The sequence below is a fragment of the Clostridium omnivorum genome (genome assembly GCF_026012015.1).
Classification (GTDB): domain Bacteria; phylum Bacillota; class Clostridia; order Clostridiales; family Clostridiaceae; genus Clostridium_AX; species Clostridium_AX omnivorum.
Genome location: NZ_BRXR01000001.1, coordinates 828,647 through 853,932, shown reverse-complemented (window position 1 = coordinate 853,932; position 25,286 = coordinate 828,647). Strand labels below are relative to the sequence as shown.

At 32.8% G+C, this 25,286-nt stretch carries 19 protein-coding genes, 5 tRNA genes and 1 riboswitch; of the genes, 22 read left to right on the top strand and 2 right to left on the bottom strand.

From position 1 onward, the window contains the following. The first annotated feature begins 25 nt into the window (after nt 1-25). The 3 genes from bsdE14_RS03935 to bsdE14_RS03925 all read left to right on the top strand — a co-directional run bounded on the left by bsdE14_RS03935 (nt 26) and on the right by bsdE14_RS03925 (nt 2,255). The gene (locus bsdE14_RS03935) at nt 26-745 is read left to right on the top strand and encodes a M23 family metallopeptidase (RefSeq protein WP_264848657.1); all 720 of its coding nucleotides are present in this window, start codon (nt 26-28) and stop codon (nt 743-745) included. A 112-nt stretch (nt 746-857) separates the two neighbouring features. After that, nucleotides 858-1,112: a sporulation transcriptional regulator SpoIIID gene (spoIIID, locus tag bsdE14_RS03930; protein WP_264848656.1), complete on the top strand. Its 255-nt coding sequence runs from the start codon at nt 858-860 to the stop codon at nt 1,110-1,112. A 105-nt stretch (nt 1,113-1,217) separates the two neighbouring features. Continuing rightward, nucleotides 1,218-2,255 carry a rod shape-determining protein gene (locus tag bsdE14_RS03925; RefSeq protein ID WP_264848655.1) on the top strand — a complete coding sequence of 346 codons (1,038 nt, stop codon included), beginning with the start codon at nt 1,218-1,220 and terminating at the stop codon, nt 2,253-2,255. 36 nt (nt 2,256-2,291) lie between these two features. Here the strand turns inward: bsdE14_RS03925 and yyaC are convergent, their stop codons facing one another. Then, nucleotides 2,292-2,822 (bottom strand): spore protease YyaC, encoded by a 531-nt coding sequence (gene yyaC, locus bsdE14_RS03920; RefSeq protein WP_264848654.1) that lies wholly within the window; start codon nt 2,820-2,822, stop codon nt 2,292-2,294. 148 nt (nt 2,823-2,970) lie between these two features. Here yyaC and bsdE14_RS03915 point away from each other — a divergent pair, with 148 nt between their 5' ends. The 8 genes from bsdE14_RS03915 (at nt 2,971) to bsdE14_RS03880 (ending at nt 6,459) form a co-directional block, all read left to right on the top strand. Beyond that, the gene (locus bsdE14_RS03915) at nt 2,971-3,771 is read left to right on the top strand and encodes a hypothetical protein (RefSeq protein WP_264848653.1); all 801 of its coding nucleotides are present in this window, start codon (nt 2,971-2,973) and stop codon (nt 3,769-3,771) included. Nucleotides 3,772-4,038: 267 nt separating this feature from the next. Next, nucleotides 4,039-4,113, top strand: a tRNA-Thr gene (locus bsdE14_RS03910). Nucleotides 4,114-4,117: 4 nt separating this feature from the next. Next, nucleotides 4,118-4,203: transfer RNA gene (locus bsdE14_RS03905), tRNA-Tyr, on the top strand. 13 nt (nt 4,204-4,216) lie between these two features. Next, a tRNA-Val gene (locus tag bsdE14_RS03900) sits at nt 4,217-4,292 on the top strand. Between the two features lie 21 nt (nt 4,293-4,313). Continuing rightward, nucleotides 4,314-4,388 (top strand) — tRNA-Thr (locus tag bsdE14_RS03895). 4 nt (nt 4,389-4,392) lie between these two features. Further along, a tRNA-Tyr gene (locus bsdE14_RS03890) sits at nt 4,393-4,478 on the top strand. A gap of 208 nt (nt 4,479-4,686) precedes the next feature. Further along, nucleotides 4,687-4,790: riboswitch (SAM riboswitch) on the top strand. A 72-nt stretch (nt 4,791-4,862) separates the two neighbouring features. Then, nucleotides 4,863-6,038: a methionine adenosyltransferase gene (metK, locus tag bsdE14_RS03885; protein ID WP_264848652.1), complete on the top strand. Its 1,176-nt coding sequence runs from the start codon at nt 4,863-4,865 to the stop codon at nt 6,036-6,038. Nucleotides 6,039-6,192: 154 nt separating this feature from the next. Then, a complete protein-coding gene (locus bsdE14_RS03880; protein ID WP_264848651.1) occupies nt 6,193-6,459 on the top strand; it encodes a hypothetical protein in 267 nt (88 codons plus the stop codon). A gap of 49 nt (nt 6,460-6,508) precedes the next feature. On the opposite strand, the gene nagA is transcribed toward bsdE14_RS03880, so the two are convergent. After that, nucleotides 6,509-7,639: an N-acetylglucosamine-6-phosphate deacetylase gene (gene nagA / locus bsdE14_RS03875; protein WP_264848649.1), complete on the bottom strand. Its 1,131-nt coding sequence runs from the start codon at nt 7,637-7,639 to the stop codon at nt 6,509-6,511. A 267-nt stretch (nt 7,640-7,906) separates the two neighbouring features. On the opposite strand from nagA, the gene recD2 reads away from it, so the two are divergent. The 11 genes from recD2 (at nt 7,907) to bsdE14_RS03820 (ending at nt 25,285) form a co-directional block, all read left to right on the top strand. After that, complete coding sequence (recD2, locus tag bsdE14_RS03870) at nt 7,907-10,159, top strand: SF1B family DNA helicase RecD2 (protein ID WP_264848648.1); 2,253 nt, start codon at nt 7,907-7,909, stop codon at nt 10,157-10,159. A 3-nt stretch (nt 10,160-10,162) separates the two neighbouring features. Next, entirely contained in the window at nt 10,163-11,188 is a 1,026-nt protein-coding gene (locus bsdE14_RS03865) for a hypothetical protein (protein ID WP_264848647.1), read from the top strand. Then, a complete protein-coding gene (locus tag bsdE14_RS03860) occupies nt 11,161-11,841 on the top strand; it encodes a ComF family protein (protein WP_264848646.1) in 681 nt (226 codons plus the stop codon). The genes bsdE14_RS03865 and bsdE14_RS03860 overlap by 28 nt, the downstream gene beginning before the upstream one ends. Before the next feature lie 618 nt (nt 11,842-12,459). After that, entirely contained in the window at nt 12,460-12,996 is a 537-nt protein-coding gene (gene hpf / locus bsdE14_RS03855; RefSeq protein ID WP_264848644.1) for a ribosome hibernation-promoting factor, HPF/YfiA family, read from the top strand. Nucleotides 12,997-13,169: 173 nt separating this feature from the next. Next, on the top strand, nt 13,170-15,674 hold the full coding sequence (secA, locus tag bsdE14_RS03850; RefSeq protein ID WP_264848642.1) for a preprotein translocase subunit SecA: 2,505 nt from the start codon (nt 13,170-13,172) through the stop codon (nt 15,672-15,674). 119 nt (nt 15,675-15,793) lie between these two features. Further along, nucleotides 15,794-16,913, top strand: a protein-coding gene (gene prfB, locus bsdE14_RS03845) for a peptide chain release factor 2 (RefSeq protein ID WP_264848641.1) whose coding sequence is annotated in 2 segments (ribosomal slippage) — nt 15,794-15,871 and nt 15,873-16,913 — 1,119 coding nt in all. Because the reading frame shifts where the segments join, the coding sequence is not laid out codon by codon here. A 469-nt stretch (nt 16,914-17,382) separates the two neighbouring features. After that, nucleotides 17,383-18,627 (top strand): ABC transporter substrate-binding protein, encoded by a 1,245-nt coding sequence (locus bsdE14_RS03840; RefSeq protein ID WP_309298110.1) that lies wholly within the window; start codon nt 17,383-17,385, stop codon nt 18,625-18,627. 67 nt (nt 18,628-18,694) lie between these two features. Further along, the gene (locus bsdE14_RS03835) at nt 18,695-19,633 is read left to right on the top strand and encodes a carbohydrate ABC transporter permease (protein WP_264848639.1); all 939 of its coding nucleotides are present in this window, start codon (nt 18,695-18,697) and stop codon (nt 19,631-19,633) included. Next, on the top strand, nt 19,630-20,454 hold the full coding sequence (locus bsdE14_RS03830; protein WP_264848638.1) for a carbohydrate ABC transporter permease: 825 nt from the start codon (nt 19,630-19,632) through the stop codon (nt 20,452-20,454). The genes bsdE14_RS03835 and bsdE14_RS03830 overlap by 4 nt, the downstream gene beginning before the upstream one ends. Before the next feature lie 14 nt (nt 20,455-20,468). Continuing rightward, nucleotides 20,469-23,567 carry a beta-galactosidase subunit alpha gene (gene ebgA, locus bsdE14_RS03825; RefSeq protein WP_264848636.1) on the top strand — a complete coding sequence of 1,033 codons (3,099 nt, stop codon included), beginning with the start codon at nt 20,469-20,471 and terminating at the stop codon, nt 23,565-23,567. A 32-nt stretch (nt 23,568-23,599) separates the two neighbouring features. Further along, entirely contained in the window at nt 23,600-25,285 is a 1,686-nt protein-coding gene (locus bsdE14_RS03820; RefSeq protein WP_264848635.1) for an amylo-alpha-1,6-glucosidase, read from the top strand. Nucleotide 25,286 lies beyond the last annotated feature (1 nt).

Below are 25,286 nucleotides of genomic sequence, written 5' to 3'. Positions count from 1 at the left end.
CAAACTACAAAAAGGAGGTGTTTGTATGGACAAAAAACTATTCAGCAAGTCATCAAACTTTTTTAAGAAGGAGGGTTTCTACGTAATCTTATTTGTTTGTCTCTGCATAGTTGCAACTGTAGCTGCAGTAACTACAAGAAATTCAAAAGCAGTTAAGAAGCAGCCTGTAGCTCAAGAGGCACAACAAGATAAGACTACTGATGTAGCTAAGCTAACAGATGAATCATCTACAGAGCATCCTGGAGCACTTCAGGTTAAAACATCAGGAACCGCTGGTATTACTGTACAAAAAGATGGAAAAAATGCAGTACAGCAAGTTTCTAAAACTGTTGATACTAGCTTTGTAAAGCCTGTAGTGGGTACACTGGCAAGAGCTTATTCAGATACGCCAGTATGGTGGGATACCACTGAAAAATGGAGACCAAACTTCGGAATGGATATTAAGGCTGAAGTGGGAAAACCTGTAGTAGCTGTTATGGATGGTAAGGTTGAAGAAGTAAACAATAGTACACAAGATGGTATGCAAGTAATAATCAATCATCAAAATGGATTGAAGAGTGTTTACTCCAATTTAGATTCAAAGGTTTCAGTTACAAAAGGTCAACAAGTTAAAAAAGGTGCTCAAATTGGTAAAGTTGGAAAGACTACAGTAAGAGCTGCCTATGAAAAATACGGTGATCATTTACACTTTGCTGTAATGAAAGGTAATGATTACGTAGATCCATCCAAGTATATAAAATACTAATATTAAAAGTTAGCCATTTTCCGAAATATTCATCGGAAAATGGCTGATGAATGTAATTTAAAAATGCAAAATAGCATATTTATAAATATAGAAGGATTAAGGAGGTAGCACTTTGAAAGACTACATTGAAGAAAGAGTGCTAGAGGTAGCAAATTATATTATTCGTTCAAAAGCTACAATAAGAAAAACAGCAAAAGTATTTGGAGTAAGTAAAAGTACTATACACAAGGATATGACGGAGAGGTTACCTAAAATAAATCCTCAAATTGCAGATGAAGCTAAGCATATTCTAGACTACAACAAGGCAGAAAGGCACATTAGAGGTGGAAAAGCTACAAAATTAAAGTATAAAGCTATTGAAGGTTAAATACATTCCTATTATAATTAAAAGAGTGACAAGTTGTTTCATATTTAAACAATTTTTACCAATATGTGAAATCAATCACCAAAGAGCAGGAGAGTGTGTATAGGAATGTGTTTTTTTAGTGTAGGAACAGATATGGGAATAGATTTAGGAACAGCCACTGTGCTTGTATATATAAAAGGCAAAGGAGTAATATTAAACGAGCCATCAGTTGTGGCAATAGACAAGGCTAACAATAAAGTGAGGGCTGTTGGTGCGGAAGCTTGGCAGATGATAGGTAGAACGCCAGGAAACATTGTAGCAATCCGTCCATTAAGGGATGGTGTTATATCAGATTATGATATTACTGAAACTATGCTTAAGCATTTTATAAAAAAGGCCTGTGGTAAAAGAAGAATGTCTGCACCAAGCGTAGTAATATGTGTCCCATGTAAGGCTACAGAAGTTGAAAAAAGAGCAGTTAGAGATGCTGCAACTAATGCTGGAGCAAGAAAGGTTTATCTTATTGAAGAACCTTTAGCAGCAGCAATTGGAGCAGATCTTGATATAACCGGAGCAAGCGGAAATATGGTAATAGATATCGGAGGAGGAACTACAGACATTGCAGTAATCTCCTTGGGTGGAATTGTAGTTAGAGCTTCTATTAAAACTGCAGGAGACAAGTTCGACGAAGCAATTGTTAGGTTTATTAGGAAAAAGCATAAACTAATGATTGGTGAAAGAACTGCAGAGGATTTAAAGATAAATATAGGATCAGCTTATAAAAGAGATGTTGAAGTGTTTATGGAAGTTAGAGGAAGGGATCTTATTACAGGTCTTCCTAAAAATATTACGGTATCCTCAGAGGAAATGAGAGAAGCATTAAAAGATACTGTTAATGCCATTGCCGATTGTACTCGTTCAGTATTAGAAAAAACTCCTCCAGAACTGGCAGCAGATATAGCTGATAAAGGTATTATTATGACAGGCGGAGGAGCTCTTCTGAACGGTTTAGATAAACTAATTGAGGAAGTCACCATGGTACCTGTACGTATAGCTGATGAAGCAGTTTCTTGCGTTGCAAGAGGTACAGGCAAGGTATTGGATTACATAGATAAAATTGATATTAGCTACAACGGATATGACATCAGTATGATAGACAAATAAAATTATATTAGTAGGCTCTACAGTTTGTAGAGCCTACTATTTATTTGTGGAATAAAGATAATAAGCATGAACAATTGAATGAGTTATAACTTTGGATATGCTCATTATTAAATCAAGTCTTATATTTCTATTCGTAAAAAGTTCTGTGCTTTCACTCGAGTCAACAATCCCTATAATTGAAGCATCACCAACATCAGGTAAGGATTTTCCTACCCCTTTGCCAGGGTGGATAGGATAATCACGAGCTTGAATTTCACCAATACTGTTAGTATCACCAAGGCAGGCATCAATTCCAATAATGCTAGCTTTTGGATGCAAGCTTTTAATTTCTATTAATCTTCTATCAATATTCAAAGCATGTATAGGTTCAGAAATTGTCCCGTAGATAGGGAAGGGAAAACTACTTTCTTTAAGCATGGTGCCTACAAGAGGGCCTAGACAATCACCTATACATCTATCTGTACCTATACATACGATTACAGTGTTTTCATTGTAAAAATCCTTTAGGAAATAAGCTATTTCATAGTAAGCTAAAGGGTTCAAATAATTGGCCTTAATTTTACTCAAGTTATACACCTCCTCATTAATATATATGAGTGCAGTGTATGAAATATTAAGTATAATTTATAAAAATATGTCAATAATGGAAATAGGTATAAAAGAAAGAAAGTTATAAAAGCTTTGAATTATAACCTGTATATAGGGAGGTTTTTTTATGAGTAAATCTAAAATGTCAGTAGTTATTATATTCTGTACTATTATAACAGTTACAGCTATGATAAAACCTGAGGTTTTTACTATAGAAGGCATTAGAGAGACAAAAATTAGCTTGTTAGATAATATAAAAAAAATAAATTTCTTATCAAAAGGTAATGGAGATAAAGTAAACCAAAAGGTAACATATAAAGATGTAGTACAAAGTTCCGAAATAAAGGTTAAGGATGTTAATACGGGTAAGGTAGAGATACCGATTAAAAATAATAATAACAAAAGTAATGGGTCTAAAAATAGTAAGGCTTCAAGTAAATATGGTATAGTTCTTTCTGAAGAAGCAAAGAAAAGTAAGATAAATGCACTTCATGAAAGTCAAGTTGAAGATATGAAAAATTACTATAATGATAAATATGCACAGAATAATAATACTAAAAAGGAAATAAGTAAAGAAGTATCAAAAGAGAAGGATACTAAAAATAGTACGTCAATAGATGGTGGAGATAAAACTGACACGTCTGTGGATAATGGAGATAAAACTGATACCCAAGTATTTAAAGTATCTAGGGAAGAAATAAAAGATAAATTAACCTTATCGGATAAGCAAAAAATATTATCTGTTGCTAGAAAATTATCGCCATCCGACTATGAAAAGATTAACAAATATATAAATAATGAAGATGGTGAGCAGGGAGTAATTGATGCTGTTAAACTTCTTAGAGATAGGCTTTCCGACAAGGATTACGAAAAAATTAAAGAGGTAGCAGGAAAGTTTTTAAATATGGAAGTAGTTGAAAAAAAGTAGCGCTATTAAAAGATTGCTTTAAAGCTTATTTTCATAAGATGTTTCATGAATTGTGAATTTGCTGACTATTATAGTAATGATAATGTTTAAATACATTAAAATAAATGAAGGTTTGATATGTAAGAGGAAGAAAAACATAATAATTGAGAGTTTGAGAGAGAAGGTTTTTTATATTGCCGTATTGCGATAGTTGAAATGAAATCAATATGAAGGTATACTATTCCTTGTCAGTGGCGCTCCGGTGCCTAAGACAAAATCAAATATATTGCTGGCATGGCTCAACGGTAGAGCAGCTGACTTGTAATCAGCAGGTTGTAGGTTCGATTCCTATTGCCAGCTCCAATATGGAGGAGTTCCCGAGTGGCTAAAGGGGGCAGACTGTAAATCTGTTGGCTGACGTCTTCAGTGGTTCGAATCCACTCTCCTCCACCATAAAAATTAATGTGGGCGCATAGCTCAGCTGGGAGAGCATCTGCCTTACAAGCAGAGGGTCACAGGTTCGATCCCTGTTGTGCCCACCACATAAAACTAAATAATATCATGCTGGCATGGCTCAACGGTAGAGCAGCTGACTTGTAATCAGCAGGTTGTAGGTTCGATTCCTATTGCCAGCTCCAGTATGGAGGAGTTCCCGAGTGGCTAAAGGGGGCAGACTGTAAATCTGTTGGCTGACGTCTTCAGTGGTTCGAATCCACTCTCCTCCACCATAAAAACACTGAAAGGTGTTTTTTTTAATGTCCATACATATTTGAAAAAATAGTTTTTATTGATATATTATATGAAATAAAAAAATTAGGAATTTAATAAAAGAATTTGGAAAATCACATGAATTTTATTGCTTTCCTTGAATTATAGGTGTTGACAGTAATGAAACACTATGCTATTATGATTTAGAATTTAATACTTTATGTTATGCTCTTATCCAGAGAGGTGGAGGGAAACGGCCCTATGAAACCCGGCAACCGGTGTATTAAAACACTATGGTGCCAATTCCGCAGTTTATTGCTGCAAGATAGGAGGATGTGATTTACAACATTCCTCTTCTTGTAGAAGAGGTTTTTCTATTTTTATATTGTGAAAGGAGATACAAAATGAGAAGATTATTTACATCTGAATCAGTTACAGAAGGACATCCAGATAAAATATGCGACCAAATTTCTGACTCTGTGTTAGATGCTATACTAGCTCAAGATCCAAATGCTAGAGTTGCTTGTGAAACAGCAGTAACAACTGGTATGGTGCTAGTAATGGGAGAAATATCAACTAATTGTTATGTTGATATTCCAAAGGTTGTTAGAAAGACAATTGAGGACATTGGCTATACAAGAGCAAAATTTGGTTTTGACTGTGATACATGTGCAATATTAACATCTATAGATGAGCAATCTGGTGATATAGCTATGGGGGTTAACGAAGCGCTTGAATCAAAAAAAGGTAATATGGATAAAATTGAAGCAATTGGTGCTGGAGACCAAGGAATGATGTTTGGATTTGCAACAAATGAAACTCCAGAATATATGCCACTTGCTATATCTATGGCCCACAAATTAGCAAGAAGATTAAGTGAAGTTAGAAAAAATGGTACATTAGATTATCTAAGACCAGATGGAAAAACACAGGTTACTGTTGAATATGAAGATGACAAAGCAGTAAGAATAGATACTGTAGTTATTTCTACTCAACATAATCCAGATGTAACTCGCGAAACTATTGAAAGAGACTTGATTGAGCATGTTATAAGAAAGATAGTTCCAGCAGAGCTTTTAGATGAAAATACTAAGTACTATATAAATCCTACAGGAAGATTTGTTATAGGTGGTCCACAAGGAGATTCTGGATTAACAGGAAGAAAAATAATCGTAGATACATACGGTGGGTATGGAAGACATGGTGGTGGAGCTTTCTCAGGAAAGGATCCAACTAAGGTTGATAGATCTGCAGCTTATGCTTCAAGATGGGTTGCAAAAAACCTTGTAGCTGCTGGTGTTGCAGATAAACTTGAGATTGAATTAGCATATGCTATAGGTGTTGCTAAGCCGGTTTCAGTTGAAGTTGATACTTTTGGAACTGGAAAAGTTTCAGATGACAAGATAGTTGAAATAATTAATAAGGTATTTGACCTAAGACCAGCTGCAATTATTAGAGATCTTGATTTAAGAAGACCAATCTACAAACAAACAGCTGCATATGGACATTTTGGAAGAACAGACGTTGATCTTCCATGGGAAAGACTTAATAAAGTAGAAGCCATTAAGGAATTACTTTAGAAACTTAACTTTGTTATAGTAGAGCTTAATTAAACAAATACCCGCTGCTATGCGGGTATTTTTGTTGCGTAGTAAATTTATGTAATAATAAATTTTAGCTTTTTTTCACATAATAGTAGTACTTAAATTTACAAAAAACGAAAGAGGTAATAATATGAACAATATATGGAAACTAAAGTTTGTAGCTTTTATTCATTCTACTAGTGTATTCTATAAAAGACTTTATTTTACACTTCTTGCAATTACAATTGGAGCAGGATTATTGTCATTGTTTTCATTAATTGGTTTTATTAATAAGCTAGTTAATATCGTTAGAACAAGTCCTAATGGTATGTTTATTACCATAGTATTCTTTGTTGTATTTCCGGTTTTAGCTTTTATGCTAGATAAAAGCTTTGCGGCTAATGTGCATGAAAAATAAGATTATAATAAATCCCTGTGCCTTTTAGCACAGGGATTTATTAGTTAGTTTATCTAATTATTTTTCCGCCGATTATAACCTTCTCGATATTTATGTCATCGTCAAATAGTACTAAATCTGCATCATAGCCTTCTTTTATTAAGCCTTTTTTATCAGCTACTTTGCAATGCTTTGCTCCATTATAGGTTGCCATTTTAACTATATCATAAAGCTGAAAAGTAGAATTTTTATATACATTTCTAATAGCTTTATCTAAAGTTAATATGGAACCAGCTAAATTACCTTCTTTAAGTCTCGCAGCTCCATCTTTTACATATACATCTTGACCACCTAAAGCATATTTTCCTTCAGGCATTCCACAAGCCATCATTGCATCTGTTACTAAAAGTACCTTGTCAGTTCCTTTTTGCTTATATGCAACTCTAAGTGAAGGATAACTAATATGAATTCCATCAGAAATGGTTTCTGTAGTTATATCAGTATCGAATATTGCACCTACTATTCCAGGCTCTCTATGATGCAGTGGAGTCATAGCATTATAAAGATGAGTTGAATGACCTATGCCAAGTTTAATGCCTTCTAGTGCCTGCTTATAAGTGGCTTTTGAATGACCTATAGATATTACAATACCTAAATGATTTAGGTATTCAATAAGTTCTTTAGCACCCTCTACTTCAGGAGCAATAGTAATGCTTGTTATTGAATCTAAATGTTCTCCAACCATTTCTTTAAAGGTATCAATAGAAGGAGTTTGTATAAAATTAGGATTTTGAGCACCAATCATTGATGGGCTAATAAAAGGCCCTTCAAGATGAACTCCCAACACATTAGCACCATCTGTTCCAGCTGCCTTAGCTTCGGCTACTGCTTCGATAGCTTTTTGTATATCATTGATACTGCAGGTCATAGTAGTAGGAAGAAATGAAGTAGTTCCAAAAGCTGCTATGGTTTTAGCTATTGTGTTTATAGATTCCCTTGTTCCATCCATTGTATCTGAGCCACCGGCACCATGAATATGCACATCAATAAACCCTGGTGAGAGATAGAGACCTTTTGCATCAATTATATCTGTATTAATTTGGGTTATTGGATTGATTTCTTTTATTTTATCCTTTTCAATTAAAACAGAACCAGTTTCTATTCTGTCATGAAAAATTATTTTACAATTTTTAATTAACATGAAAATCCCCTCCGAATTCTATTTTAGATTTAAGAATGTTTAAAGTCAATAACCTTAAGTAATACACATAAAAATGAAAAGAACAATGATGAGAATTAAAAAAATTATTAAATAACGCAAGTTATATTATAGCAGTTGAGAAATTTATTTTATTAGGGTATGCTATAATTATAATATTTTTTATTACATTATTTTATATATTATTATAAAAATTATATATCTTTTGCATTATGGAGAGTAATGCAAATTAGATATGGGAGAGATTTTATGCCAGAAATACAAGGAACAGTAGAAGCAATTCTTTTTCAGAACGAAGAAAATGGATACGTAGTAGCGTACATAAAAGATAAAAGTGATAAAGTTACAATAGTTGGAACTATTCCATATATTAATGAAGGGCAAAGTTTAAAGCTTACAGGACAATGGGTTGTTCATCCTCAATTTGGCGAGCAATTTAAAGTGGAAAGCTGTGAGGAACTATTACCAACTTCTATTGTTGGAATAGAAAAATACCTTGCGTCTGGGGTTATTTCAGGAATAGGACCTGTTACAGCAAAAAAAATTATTGAGAAGTTTGGTGAACAAACTTTAGAAATATTGGACAATGATATAGAAAGACTTAGAGAAATAGAAGGCATAGGAGAGAAAAAGATTGAAATAATTTTTGAATCCTATTCTAGACAAAGGGAAGTTAAAAATATAATGGTTTTCCTTCAAACCTATGGAGTTACCCCTAATCAATGTGTTAAAATCTATAAAAGATTTGGAGCTACCTCTATTAATGTAGTTAAAGAAAATCCATATGTTTTATCTGAAGAAATTGCAGGTATAGGTTTTAAAACTGCTGATAAAATTGCAAGAAGTTTAGGGATAGAAATAAATTCACCTTTTAGAATACAAAGCGGTGTTAATTTTATTATTAATGAATTTTGTGCTCTTGGAAATACGTATATGCCTTTAGATAAGCTTTTAAAAGAAGGTAAAAGTATTTTAGGAGTATCTGAGGAGGACATTAATAAAAATATTTATGATGGTACTGTAGATGGGCGAATAAAAGTAGAGATTATTGATGGAGAACAGTGCGTATTTACTATACCTTATTATTATTGTGAACTTAGTGTTACTAAAAAAATATTGACTCTAGCACTCACAAATTATGAAAATCTTAATATAAATGTAGAACAGGAAATTTGTGATTTTGAAAAGGATAAAAATATAAAATTTGCACCATCCCAAATTGAAGCAATTAAAGGAGCTGTGGAAAACGGTATAGAAGTTATTACTGGCGGCCCTGGTACAGGAAAAACTACAATAATTAACTGCATAATAGATATTTTTGAAAATGCTGGTATGAGAGTGTTCATGGCAGCACCTACAGGCAGGGCAGCTAAAAGAATGACTGAAGCTACGGGTAGAGAATCTAAAACAATACACAGATTACTAGAGCTTGGTTATGCTGAAGATGATTCTATGGATTTTGTTAAGGACGAAGGCTCGCCTTTAGAATGTGATGTGGTGATAATTGACGAAGCTTCTATGATCGATATAATGCTTATGAATAGTCTCCTCAAGGCAGTGGGTCTAGGAACTAGGGTAATCATCGTTGGTGACGTAGATCAATTGCCTTCAGTTGGTCCAGGCAATGTTTTAAGGGATATTATTGAAAGTAAATGCATTAAAGTTGTAAGGTTAAAGGATATATTTAGGCAGGCTCAGGAGAGTATGATTGTTGTTAATGCTCACAAAATAAATAATGGTGAGATGCCTCTATTAAATGAAAAAAATAAAGATTTTTATTTTATTAATAATGATGATAATAATCAAATAATGAAGACGGTTATAGACCTAGTTAATAAAAGACTTCCTAAGTTTAATAAGGAATGGAATAAGTTAAGACATATACAAGTTCTTACGCCTATGCGTAAAGGGACTCTTGGAGTGCTTAATCTCAATAAAGAACTTCAAGCTATTCTTAATCCAAAAGCCAATTTTAAGAATGAGAAGCAGTTTAGAGAACTTATTTTCAGAACTGGTGATAAGGTCATGCAAATAAAGAATAACTATTCGCTTAAATGGACTAGAGTTGCAGGAGATGGAGATAATGAGGGAATAGGTGTATTTAATGGCGATGTAGGTTATATTGATGAGATTGATGAGGAAAACGATACAATATCTGTAGTATTTGATGAAGAAAGAAAAGTTGTTTATGAGAATATGTATTTAGATGAGTTAGACTTAGCGTATGCAATAACCATCCATAAGAGTCAAGGAAGCGAGTTTCCAGTGGTAATTATGCCTGCATTTATGGGGCCTCCACTACTTATGAACAAAAATCTTTTGTATACAGGAATAACTAGGGCTAAGCAGCTAGTGGTGTTGGTTGGTTCCATTAAGGCTGTGCATTTCATGATTAAGAATAATAGAAGTTTTGAGAGATATTCAGGACTAAAATGGAGAATAAAGAGTATTATAGACAGTGATATTTTTAAAGAAGATACAAGTGTTAAAGAGGTGAATTAATTTATGTTTTCCCATAAAACACTTAATATTGGATATGAAAAAGAAAAGGTGATGGAGAATATATATAAGTGGAGTTTAGGAAAAGAAAAAATATTAAATATTATTTTGCCACCATATAGTTCATCCATAATTTTTCTAAAAACGATTTTAGCTGCAGTTTCTCGTGAGGAACGTATATTATATATTACTGGTGAAAGAGAAGAAAATATTGAAATACTTAATCATATAAAAAGATACACTGAATTTAGAGACTATACTTATATTAGAAAGGCTTTTGTCTCTTCAAATTCAAGGTTGGTTATCTCAAATTATAGAAATGCAGTTAAAATTATGGAAACCTTTGACTTAGTCATATATGATGATATCAGAAGTTTTCCTGAATATAGCAGTTACGAAATAATGGATTTGTTAATCAAATGTGTTTCGAGTAATGGAAAAATAATTGCTAGTTCTATAGTAAGTATATTTAAGAGCCAAAGGGATATAATTCTTCCTGTGAGGGATAATAAAAAGCCCATGCCCGAGCCAAGGTATATAATAACAAGACTTGACATAAAAAAAGATATTCCATATATGGTATACGATTATTTAAATTTTTCTATAGAAAGAAATAGAAAAGTAATAATTTATGTACCAGATAGTGAAAGAATACAATGCGTCTATAAATATTTATGCAACTTTAAAGAGAGTCTTGCAAAAAACATCCTATATTTTGATAAACAAGAGAGCGATGATAGAATCCTAGTAAACTTTATGAAAATTAAAAAAGCTATTATAGTTACAGATGACTACAGGGATATTTATATGGACCTGAAGGATGTAGATGTAATGGTGTATTTTAGCAATGATAAAAGCTTTAACTATAAAAGTTTGGTTTATTTTTGTGGAAAGGTAGGAAGAACCGAAAAAGTAAGTAGCGGGGAGGTTATTTTTTTAGCTAATGAGGAAAGTGCAGATATGGAAAAAGCTAAAGATATAACAAGGTACTTTAATAAAGAAGCATGGGAAATGGGATTGTTAAATTTATAAGATTTATCTGTGAATGTGTTTTAGAATTAATATATGCTGGAGATAATAAATGTATCATATGTGATAAAGATACTTATAATGATAGCTGTATTTGTGATATATGTTCAAAAAAAATTAAATTTTGCATTGAATCTATGTCCATAGTTAGAGATAGCATGAGTATTATTACTTATAGTGCAGCTTACTATTCTGGAATAATTAAGGAGTTAATTGTGGGATTGAAATATAAAAATGATTTCAAGTGCGGAGAATTGCTTGCACAATATATGGAAGATGTTTTGAAAGGTGCTAATTTCCATTACGATTTAATTGTATATGTGCCTTCTAGCAGAACTAGCCTGAAAAAAAGAGGATATAATCAGTGCAGGCATTTAGCCAAAATTATTGCAAGGAATCAAAACAAACCAGTATATAATTGTCTGAAGAAAACAATGGAAACAAAGGATCAAATTGGACTAGATGGCGCTAGCAGATGGGAAAACATGATTGGTGTTTTCAAGGTAGTGAATAAAAATATAATTAAAAATAAAAAGATTTTGCTAATTGATGATGTTATTACAACTGGAGCAACAGCCTTTTATTGTGCTAAGGAATTAACAGACTGCGGAGCACATGAAGTTAGAGTCTTGACTGCAGCAAAATCTAAGATATAATATAAGTATATTAAGTTAGGTTTGTGGTTGAAAGTCGATGCCAGTCGCAGGCAAAACGATCCACGTAAGTTAAACAAAGTTTTAATGAGCATGGTGCGGCTTAGAAGTAAGTCCTGCCGTTTTATACGAGAGAGTTAGTAGTGAGAGGTTGATTCCGGGTAGCAAAAGCTCCAGCAGGCGAGTGTGGGGTCAAAGACCAGGTCAACTAACTTAATAATAAAATCTTAGTTTTTAAAACTAAGATTTTTATTTTTTGAAAAAATATAAAAATATATCCTCACATAAAAAAAATAAAATTACATATAATCATACAAGAGAACTATATAATATAATTTGACAAATATCTTCAAAAAATATTAAAAAATGAAGCTAGGATAAATAAGGATAAGCTATCTTTAAGAAGAATAAGATAAAATTATTTAATATTCTGTAAATTGTAATTTATAGCCCTTGTTATTTGCAGAAAAAGAAGATAAAATTGTATTAACAAATCTAACCAAGGTAAATTTAAACATATACTAATAACTATAATATATAGCATATGTTTAAAACAAAAAGCATAGTTTACGACTAAAGATCATAATTCGTAACCCATAAGGGTAGAGAGGGGCTGAGCTTATGAAATTAAACATCTTAGGCAAAAATATCGAGGTTACTGAAGGCTTAAGGAATGCTATTGATAAAAAGCTTTCAAGATTAGACAAATTTTTCGAAGAGGACATGGAGGCTTTTGTAACCCTAAATGTTGAAAAGGCAAGACAAATAATTGAAGTAAGTATCAACTTTAATGGAGTTTTATTAAGAAGTGAAGAAGCCAATGAGGATATGTATGTAGCTATAGATATCGTAAGTGATAAATTAGAAAGACAAATAAGAAAACATAAAACAAAGATAGAAAGAAAATATCATACAAATGTACCTCTAAAATATAAAAATATTCCTCAGTATGAGTACAGGGATGAAGAATTAAGAAATCCTGAAATAGTAAAGACTAAGAAATTTGCTATAAAGCCAATGTCACCTGAAGAAGCTGTACTTCAAATGGAATTATTAGGACATGACTTTTTCGTTTATTCAAATGATGAAAGCGGAGAGGTTAACGTAGTTTACAAGAGAAAAGATGGAAACTACGGCTTAATAGAACCAGAATTCTAAAAAATATAGGATGTGGGCTAAACTCACATCCTTTTAATTTTGGACAAATTGTAAAAAAATAGTTATTACATCTTTTAAAAGTTGAACCTGAAGTAATTAGATGATATAATCTATTAGGTATAAGTATTTTAATAATTTTGAAATATAAACAAAGATAGTGAGGATGAAGAGCTATGAGCGTTTTGGAAAAGATATTTGGCAGTTACAGTGAAAGACAAGTAAAAAAGATACTTCCCATTGTGGATAGGATAGAAGCTTTGGATTCTCAAACTCAAAGTCTAACTGATGATGAGTTAAGAGGTAAGACTGAGGAATTCAAAAAGAGAATACAAGAAGGAGAAACTCTAGACGACATTCTTCCAGAAGCATTTGCGGTTTGTAGGGAAGCTGCATGGAGAGTACTAGGTATTAAGCATTATAGGGTACAGCTTATTGGTGGTATAGTATTACACCAAGGAAGAATATCTGAAATGAAAACTGGTGAAGGTAAAACATTGGTAGCAACACTCCCAGCATATCTTAATGCTTTATCAGGCAAGGGTGTTCATGTAGTTACAGTAAATGATTACCTTGCTCAAAGAGATAAAGAGTGGATGGGTAAAGTTTATGAATTCCTAGGCCTTAAGGTTGGAGTTATTTTGCATGATTTGAATAATGACCAAAGAAGAGAAGCCTATGGAGCAGATATAACCTATGGAACTAACAATGAATTTGGTTTTGATTACTTAAGAGACAACATGGTTGTTTATAAAGAAGAAAGAGTACAAAGACCATTAAACTTTTCTATAGTGGACGAAGTTGACTCTATTCTTATAGATGAAGCAAGAACTCCTCTTATAATATCTGGTGAAGGTGAAAAATCTACTGAATTCTATAAAATAGCAGACTATTTTGCTAAAACACTTGTTAAAGAAAAAGATTTTACCGTGGATGAAAAGGCTGGAGCAGTTATGCTTACAGATGATGGAGTGAAAAAAGCAGAAAGCTTTTTCCATATAGAAAACTATTCTGATGCTGAAAATCTTGAAATTCAACACCATGTATCACAAGCGCTTAAAGCAAACTTCCACATGAAGTTAGATAAAGACTATATAGTAAAAGAAGGCGAAGTAGTAATCGTTGATGAATTTACAGGAAGACTTATGGAAGGAAGAAGATATAGCGATGGTTTACATCAAGCTATAGAAGCTAAAGAAGGAGTAAAAGTAGAAAGAGAATCCAAAACATTAGCTACAATTACCTTCCAAAATTACTTTAGAATGTATACTAAATTATCTGGTATGACAGGTACTGCATTAACTGAAGAAACAGAATTTAGAGAAATATATGGATTGGATGTTGTTGTTATTCCTACTAACAAGCCAATGGTAAGAATGGACCATCCAGATTTAGTGTATAAAACAGCAAAGGGAAAATATACAGCTATAGTTGAAGAAATAGTTGAAACTCATCAGAAGGGTCAGCCAGTACTTGTAGGTACTACTAGTATAGATAAGTCTGAAATGATTTCTGATTTACTTAAAAGGAAAGGCACTCCTCATCAGGTATTGAATGCTAAATTTCATGAGCAGGAAGCAGAAATTGTATCACATGCTGGCGAAAAAGGTATGGTAACAATTGCTACAAATATGGCAGGCCGTGGTACTGATATTAAACTTGGCGATGATGTTGTAGAACTTGGTGGTCTTAAGATTATTGGTACTGAAAGACATGAATCAAGACGTATAGATAATCAATTAAGAGGACGTTCTGGTCGTCAAGGTGACCCTGGAGAATCAAGATTCTATGTATCCCTAGAGGATGATCTAATGAGAATATTTGGTTCAGATAAGCTAAAGGGAATGGTTGATAAACTAGGCCTTGGAGAAGATGAGGCTATCGAAAGTAAGATGGTTTCAGGGGCAATAGAAAATGCTCAAAAGAAGGTTGAAGGAAATAACTTTGACATAAGAAAGACTTTACTTGGATACGACGATGTTATGAACAAGCAGAGAGAGATTATTTACAAACAAAGATCTGAGGTTCTCGAAGGCGAAAATATTCAAGTTGAAATACAGGATATGATAAAGGATGTAATAGTGTCTGCTGTGAATTCTCATATTTCTGGTGTCGAAGAAGAACTTGAAAAAGAACTTGAAAAATTAGTAGACTTTATGGATGACCTTTATCTTCCTAAGGGAGCAGTAACTGCAAAAGAGCTTCAAACCATGACTAATGATGAGATAAAAGAAAAGCTTCTAAGTCTAGCTAAGGATCTTTATGATTCAAAAGAAGAGGAATTCGGCTCAGAACAGCTAAGAGAAATAGAAAGAGTAATACTTCTAAGAGTTGTTGATACAAAGTGGATGGATCATATAGACAATATGGAGCATTTAAAGCAAGGTATTGGACTTAGAGCATACAAGCAGCAAGATCCTGTTCAAGCATACCAATTTGAAGGCAGCGAAATGTTCGATGAAATGATATACAATATAAAACAAGAGACAGTAAGATTTTTATTTCATGTCCAAATGGAGCAGCCAGTTGAAAGAGAGAGAGTTGCTGTAGAAACTGCTACAAATTATGATGAATCATTACCAAAGCAGCCTGTTGTTAAGGAAAAGAAGGCAGGAAGAAATGATCCATGTCCATGTGGTTCTGGAAAGAAATATAAGAACTGCTGCGGAAGATTATCATAAAAAATAATGCATAGATGTCTGTTTATCTAAGCAGTATAATAGTATAATAATAAAGCCACCTTTAACCGCTTCTGTGGTACAGGTGGCTTTATATACATATTTTTTGGAGGATTAGTGATATGCTTATACAGTTTGAAGAAGCAGTAAGTAAATTAGATAGTTTAAAACCAGTGCTTGATGAAATTAGGGGGTCCCTTTGACATTGATGGACTGAAAAAGAAAATTGATGAATTAGAAAATAGAATGCAGGAACCTGATTTTTGGAATGAAATAGCTATGGCACAGGCTATAACTCAAGAAGCTAAGACATTAAAGGATAAACTTGATAGGTTTAATAGCTTAGAAAGTTCTGTAGAGGATATAGAAGTACTAAAGGAATTAGTATCAGAAGATGATTTTGATACTCAAAAAGAGATAATAAGGGAAATAAACTTTGCAGAAATTGAAATAGATAGGTTTAAAATTGAAGTGCTGCTATCTGGTGAGTATGATAGGGATAATGCTATTTTTACTCTACATGCAGGGGTAGGCGGTACGGATGCGCAGGATTGGACAGAGATGCTGCTAAGAATGTACTCGAGATGGTGTGAAAGCAAAGGATTTAAACTAGAAACTTTAGATTACCTTTCTGGAGAAGAGGCAGGAATTAAAACAGTTACTTTAAGGGTTATTGGAGAGTTTGCATATGGATATTTAAAGGCTGAAAGAGGAATACACAGATTGGTTAGAATATCTCCATTTAATTCAGCAGGAAAAAGACAGACTTCCTTTGCATCTGTTGAAGTACTGCCTGAACTTACGGAAGAGCAAGATATTGAAATAAGACCAGATGACTTAAAAATGGACACGTATAGAGCGGGTGGAGCTGGAGGCCAATATGTAAATAAAACTGAGTCAGCGGTGAGAATTACACATATACCAACAGGGATAATTGTGCAGTGTCAAAATGAAAGAAGTCAGCACAATAACAGAGATATGGCCCTTAAAATGCTTAAAGCTAAACTTATAGAGCTTAAGGAAAGAGCACACAAGGAAAAAGTAGAGGATTTAACTGGAGAGTTAAAGGATATTGGCTGGGGAAGTCAAATTCGTTCTTATGTTTTTCAACCCTATACTATGGTAAAGGATCACAGAACAGGTACTGAAATGGGTAATATTAATTCAGTAATGGATGGAGAAATTGATATCTTTATTAATGAATATCTTAAGCAGAGCAGTAGTGGGGTATTGCAAGAATAATAATTTTTAAAATAATAAAAACACATTAAAAGATGTTAACTTACTATAGAAGCTATTTTCTAAAGTAAATCAGCATCTTTTGTTTTTGTGAAAAATCAGAAATGATATAGATAATTATCTATATTTTTAGTGACTATTCATTATTAAGTAAAAATGATAAATTTTACTAGCTTTAAAATGACATAATAACTTTACAAAATAAGATTTAAGCCATTATATCTGTTAGTAATATGTGTATCATAAAGATAAATCTATATGATGTTATGATTTTACTAGTAAAAAATAATTAATTTTACTAGTAAAATTAATTGACTTTTACTAGAATTAATAGTATATTATTAATAAAAGAAAACGTTTTATATAATACAGCAATTGCTAAAAAATTAAATATAAAGTGAATTAGCTTCTAAAGTAAAATACATAAAAGTACTAGTACAAGAAATTAATTGGTTTATAAATGGAGGGATAAATGATGAAAACAAGAAAAGTATTAACAATTGCAATGACAATGGCTTTGACTTTAAGTATGCTATCAGGCTGTGGAACTAAATCGACTAGTCAAACCACAGGACAATCTACTCAAAAAGTAAACCTAAGATTCGCATCATGGGACTCTGATGATACTCTTGCTATGCAGCAGAAATTAGTAGATAAGTTTAATAGTGAGAATCCGGACATAAAAGTAACTCTAGAAGGATATGGTAATGATTATGACACTAAGATAGCTGCGGGAATAGGCGCTAATGATGCTCCAGATATAATGTATATGTGGAATTATCCTCAGTATGGAGGAGCACTTGAACCAATGGATAGTTATATTGAAAAAGAGGGACAAGCTTATAAGGATAACTTCTATGAAACATTATGGAACTACAATTCATTGAATGGAAAAGTTTTAGGAATGCCTGTAGGATATACAACTCATGTTGTGTACTACAATAAGGCTCTATTTGATAAAGCTGGTGTTGCATATCCAAAGGATGGTTGGACATGGCAAGAGCTTAAGGACACTGCAAAAAAGTTGACAGATAAGAATAAAAAGGTATATGGCTTTGCTTTCTCAGGAAAGCCAGATCCATATGACTTTGAGATGTACTTATGGAGTAATGGTACTCAATATGTAGGAAAAGATGGAAAGATAGATGGAAATCTTAATAGTACAAAAGCTATAGAAACTCTTAATATGTTTCAAGGCATGGAGAAAGATGGTATTGCAATAGCATCTGAAAAGTCTGGGCTAGATGAAATGAAAAGTGGAAATGCAGCTATGTTTATAAATGGATCATGGTCATTAAGCACTTTAAAAGATGCTGGTATAAATTATGGTGTTGTAACTCTTCCTTCATTTGAGCAAGGAAAAAAATCTATAAGTATTGTAAGCTCATCAGGAGTCTCTATATCAAAAACATCCAAGAATAAAGATGCTGCATGGAAATTCGTAAAATACTGGACCTCTGAGGAAGCTAATAAAGCTCGTATTGGATATGAAATACCTGTATTAAAATCTGTTGCTAAATCTCAAAATCTTTTAACAGACAGCACATATTCAAAATTTTACACTATGCTAGATCAAAGTAAAGATTATACTTCATCATCATTTAAATATAATAAATGGAGTGAACTATCAGATAAGCTATCACTTGTATTTGAGCAAGTCTTTAATTCAAGCAGTTATAAGGATCCTAAAGCAGCACTTGATGGAGCTGTAAAATAGCACTTTTTAAAGAATTATCTCGTTTTCAGCGAGATAATTCTTTAAATTCAATATAGGAGGTTTCCATATGGAACAGACCAAGCAGGTAAGAATAAAAAAGCGTAATCTTATAAAAACAATGACACCATATATTTTTATATCACCATGGATAATAGGGTTTCTAATTTTTACATTGGTACCATTAGTTTTTTCTTTAATAATGAGTCTTTATAATTGGCCGGTTATAGGGAAACGCCAATTTGTGGGACTTGGAAATTATATAAATATGTTTACAAAAGATCCTCAATTTTTTAAATCCCTTGCTATAACACTTAAGTTTGCTTTAATATTTGTTCCCTTAAACCTTATTTTAGCGCTTGTACTTGCGCTGCTTATAACTCGTCCTATAAGAGGAGTAAAAGTATTTAGAACAATTTTCTATATACCAACGGTAGTTTCGGGAGTTGCAATTTCGATTATTTGGGGATGGATTTTAAATTCTCAATATGGAGTGTTAAATTATCTTTTATCTTTTATAGGTATAAAAGGACCTCAGTGGCTTACAGATCCTAAATGGGCTATTAGTGCTATAGTTATTGCAAGTGCTTGGGGAGTTGGAACAATGATGCTTATATTCTATACAGCAATAAGCAGTATTTCAAAAGATATGTATGAAGCTGCCTATATAGATGGTGCATCACCTATACGTTCTTTTTTCTCCATTACACTACCTCTTATTACTCCAACACTTCTATTTAACCTTATTACATCAACAATTACTGCTCTTCAACAGTTGACATTAGCATTATTACTTACAAATGGTGGACCCATGAAATCAACCTATTTTTATGGACTTTTTGTATATAACAATGCCTTTAAACAATTCAAATTGGGATATGCCAGTGCAAATGCATGGTTTATGTTTATTATAATATTAATTTTGACAGCTACTATATTTAAGTCTTCTTCAGCATGGGTATTTTACGAAAATGAAGTAGCTGGTAATAAAGGAGGTAATAAGAAATGAAGATGAGCAGAACGCAAAAGATAATAACATATATTTTTCTAGGAATATTTACACTTTATTTTTTATTTCCTTTCATATGGATGATTTTAACAGCTTTTAAAACTGACGGTGAAGCTTTTACATTTCCACCAAAGATATTGCCTAGCATATGGCATTTTGATAATTTCATAAAGGCATGGAATTCTCAACCATTCAATCTGTACTTTAAAAATTCTGTAATAGTTACCGTGTTTACAACTATAGGACAACTTATTTCATGCTCACTTGTAGCTTATGGTTTTGCAAGATATGAATTCAAGGGGAAGGGTGTACTATTTATTTTGCTGCTTTCTACTATGATGATTCCTTGGGATGTAACAATGATTCCTCAATATATGGAATTTAATGCATTTGGATGGATAAATACGTTGAAACCACTTATTGTTCCTGCTTTTTTCGGATCAGCTTATAATATATTCTTGTTAAGGCAGTTTTTAATGGGAATTCCAAGAGATTTTGAAGAAGCCGCTAGAATTGATGGTGCAAATGAATTTCAAATTTTTACAAAGATATTTGTTCCACTTATGAGGCCGCCACTAATTCTTATAGGTGTGCTTAATATTCTTCTGGTTTGGAATGATTATCTTGGACCTCTTATTTTTTTACAAGACAGAACAAAGTATACTTTAGCACTTGGGCTCGCATCCTTTAAGGGAGTTCATACTATGCAAATAATACCTATAATGGCCATTACAATTATTATGATAATACCACCAATTATTGTCTTTGCTTTTTCACAAAAGTATATTGTAGAAGGTATTAGCGGTGGTATAAAACAATAACGGAGGAATATTTTATGCAGAAGAGAGATATGAAAGAGTGGGAGAATATAGATTTACTTCATATAAACAGAAAAGATAGCAGAGCATATTTTTATGGTTATAAATCTAGTGAAGGTGCCTTTAGCTGTGATGAAACTAACAGCTATGGTGAAATTCAGCTTGATGGATCATGGAAGTTTATGTTTCTAAGGGCACCAGAATTATCTCCGGAAAATTTCTATAGTGGCGAATATGATACATCAAGTTGGGATGATATTAAGGTTCCTGGGAATTGGCAGCTTCAAGGATATGGGAAAATGCATTATACAGATGTTTATTATCCATTTCCTATAAATCCACCATATGTGCCCACAGAAAACCCTACAGGAATTTATAAACGTAGTTTTAAGCTTGATAGTAAGTGGATAAAGAATCGTACAATAGTTAGATTTCACGGGGTAGACAGTGCTTTTAATCTATGGATAAATGGCCAGGAAGCAGGATATGGTAAAGGAAGTAGAATAACTTCTGAATTTGATATATCATCCTTTGTTAAAGAAGGAGAGAATGATATTACAGTATGTGTTTATCAGTGGTCAGATGGTACATATCTAGAGGATCAGGATATGTGGTGGCTTAGTGGAATATTTAGAAGTGTTGAATTAATAAATGAACCCTATATATGCATTGATGACATATATGTTGTAACTGATTTTGATAAGGCGTACAATGATTCCATCTTAAAGCTTGATATACTTTGTTCAAATTATAGTGCTGCTGATATTAATGGACTTAAGTTAAAATGTGGTCTATTTGATAAGAACAATGAAAATGTTTGTGAATTTGAATATAAAGATATTAATATAGAACAAGAAAATTATAATAAAATTTTACTGGAGAAAAGGATAATATGCCCCAATAAATGGACAGCTGAAACTCCGTACCTTTATAAATTAATAATAGAGCTAGAGAATTCTGAAGATGAAGCACTTTATGCTGTACCTCTTAAAATAGGTTTTAGGAAAATAGAAGTTTTGAATGGAAACTTTACAATAAACGGAAAAGCAATAATGCTAAATGGAGTTAATAGACATGATTTTAGCCCTGAAATGGGGAGAACCGTAACAAAAGAAAGTATGCTTCAAGATGTGCTTTTAATGAAGCAGCATAATATAAATGCAGTGAGAACTTCACATTATCCAAATCATCCTTATTTTTATGAACTTTGTGATATTTATGGACTTTATGTAATTGATGAAACAGACCTGGAGTGTCATGGCTTTGAACTTACAGGAAATTATAATTGGATAAGTAACAACAGCAGGTGGGAAAAAGCTTATGTAGATAGGGCTGTGAGGATGGTAAAAAGGGATAAGAATCATCCATCAATCATTATGTGGTCTTTAGGTAATGAATCAGGATTTGGAAATAATTTTTTAGCCATGGCTCAGGCATGTAGAAGTATAGATAATACAAGACTTATTCACTATGAAGGAGATAGCGATGCTATTATTAGTGATGTATACAGCACAATGTATACAAGACTAAATCGTCTTGAAGAAATAGGAAAGGACATAGAAGGAAAAAAACCACATATACTGTGTGAATATGGACATTCCATGGGGAATGGACCGGGTGGTTTAAGGGAGCATCAGGATGTATTTAGAAAATATAAAAGACTTCAAGGTGGCTTTATTTGGGAATGGTTTGACCATGGCATTAAACAAAAAAATAATGATGGAGTAGAGTACTATGCTTACGGAGGGGAATTTGGTGATTATCCACACAACGGAAACTTCTGCATAGATGGACTTATATTTCCTGATAGAACACCATCGCCAGGCCTTCTTGAGTATAAAAAGGTCATTGAGCCTATTAGTTCTTATGCTGTAGATTTAGAAAATGGAATAATTAAAATTAAAAATTTGTACGATTTTGTTGATTTATCACATGTTGACATAAATTGGAATGTTTGCCATGATGAAAATGTAGTTGAATCTGGAGTTATACACATTTGTGACATTAATCCTGGAGAAGAGAAGGAAATTAAGATTCCGATTAATATGCAAAATGAAGTTGAAAACACAGATTACTGGTTAAATGTAAAATATGTTTTAAATACAGATGAGCTGTGGGGAAAATCCGGACATGAGATAACCTTTGAGCAGTTTAAGCTTCCAGTATTTAAAGCAAATAAGTATGCTCGTCCTAATAACACTCAATTAAATGTACAAGAAATTGGTGGGAAGCTTATTATAACTGGAAGAGATTTTAATATTATATTTAACAAAGTTTTTGGGTGCCTAGAAGAATATAAGCATAAAGGTAAAACCGTAATAGAGAAAGGACCAAGCTTAAATTTCTGGCGCGCTCCAATAGATAATGACATGTACCTTGTAAAGGATTGGAAGGAAAAGTATTTTCTTCATATGATGCAGGAAGTATTAGAATACATTGAATATGAAAAAGATAATTCATCAGTACTTATAAAAATAGGAGTGCATATTGCTCCTCCAAATCAAGGATGGGCTTTTAAGGCTGAATATAATTATACTATATATTCTAATGGAGATATAAAGTTGAATGTTGGAGGACACCCCTTTAGGAAAGAATTAAATATGCCTAATGTAATTCCAAGGATAGGACTTGAGCTATACGTAAATAAAGATTTCAACAGAGCAGTATGGTATGGGAGAGGCCCAGGCGAGTCCTATTGTGACAGTAAGCTGTCAAGCCCAATTGGAATATATAAAAGTAAAGTGGAAAATATGCATACTCCATATGTGTACCCACAAGAGAATGGGAATCATACTGATGTAAATTGGATGAGCCTTAATGATTTAGATACTGGTATTTTTGTTAAATCAAGCAAGAACTTTGAGTTTACTGCACATGACTATACAAAAGAAAACTTAGAAGCAGCAAAACATCAGCACGAAATAAAAAAGGCTGATTTTATAGTATTAAACCTTGATTATAGACAAAATGGTCTTGGAAGTGCAAGCTGCGGTCAGGATCAGCTTCCAAAGTACAAGTTAATTCCTGAGGAATTTAATTTTCAATTTGAACTGTCACTTTATAATGAAAAAAGCATGGATGCAGTAAAATACAGTAAAATTGTATATGAAGAATAGATTGAATTAAAAAACATTTAAGGAGTGATAGTATGGAACTTGAAATAAGTAAAGTGCCCTTTAGCAGATATGGTTCGTACTTTGTTTTTTCTATAGATCCTAAATCAAAAGAATTGCTTTTAAGAGATGTTCATGGTGGCGATGAATCTGAAAGCAAACTATTTAAAATAGATGTAATAAAAAAAGGAAAATCAGTGCCTTATAGTGTTAATGTCAGCGAAACAAAGCTGACATTAACAGGTATTGAAAGTCCTAGTGATCAAATTAATATTTGCATAAGCGAAGAGGATATGGTTCATATTGAAGGAAGGGGAATTGGACTTAGGTTTAATGCAGTTAAAACAAGGTATGATAATGTACTTAGATTCGATTCTAACCAATGGGAATATCATTTTTATTCAAAAGAAATTAAAATGATGTTTAGCTTAATAGAGGGCAAGGTAGTGTTAAATGCTCCTTGGAAGATAGTAGGAAACGAAAATATAGCAATGGAAGTTGAACCCCAAGGTGACTATATGCACTTTGTTATAGAGAACTATAAGACTGTATGGAGAAATAAAGAATTTACAAGTTATGAAGTGGCGCAAAAGAAAGTTGATAAATGTTATGAAAAGTGGGTTAATTCTATGACGGAGGTACCTGAAGAGTATAGTTCATCAAGGGAGCTTGCTAGCTATATAACATGGTCTTGCGTTGTGCATCCTCAAGATAGGTTAACTCGCTATGCTATGTATATGTCTAAAAACTGGATGTACAACATATGGAGCTGGGATAATTGCTTTAATGCCATGATGTTAAGCACAAATCATCCACAGCTTGCTCTTGACCAGCTGTTATTGTTTATTGATAATCAGGATGATTCAGGAATATATCCGGATTTTATAAACGATAAATTTAGTTCCTTTAGCTGCTGCAAGCCGCCAATTCATGCATGGGCTTTTAATATATTAAGAAAAAATAATAACTTTTTTAATAAAAAAGAAGTGGTAGAATTAATGTATGAGTCTTTATCAAAAGTTACAAAATACTGGCTTGTTCATAGAAGAAAAAATAAGGGTATTCTACCATTATACAATCATGGAAATGATTCAGGATGGGATAATGCTTCTGTTTTTCACTCGGGAATTCCAGTTGAATCCCCTGATCTTGCGGCTCATCTTATTAAACAGATGGACATTCTATCTGATATGGCCTTAGAACTAGGGAAAATAGAGGAAAAGGATAGATGGAAAAGTGAAGCCGATGACATGTATGAGCTTTTAATAAAACGCCTTTGGAAAGAAGATGGGTTTTCGGCTATTTTACATGATTTAGAGGAAAAGGAAATACCATATAGAAATAGTCTTTTATTAAGACTTCCTATTGTTATAGGATATAGACTTCCACTTGAAATAAGAGACAATATTGTTAAGAGCCTAAAAGAGGATTTTACAAGTGTATTTGGGCTAACCACAGAAGCCTATAAAAGTTCATTATATCAGGAAAATGGTTATTGGCTTGGACCTGTATGGGCACCAGTGATGTATATAATAATTGATGCATTAAATTCCTATGGGTATTCATCAATTGCTAAGGATTATGCAAAACGTTTTTGTAATGCAACCCTAGTTGGAGGTATGGCTGAGAATTTTGATCCTTTTTCAGGCAAGGGATTAGTTGATCCAGCCTTTACTTGGACATCCAGTGTGTTTTTAATGCTAGCAAGGGAGTATCTATGAT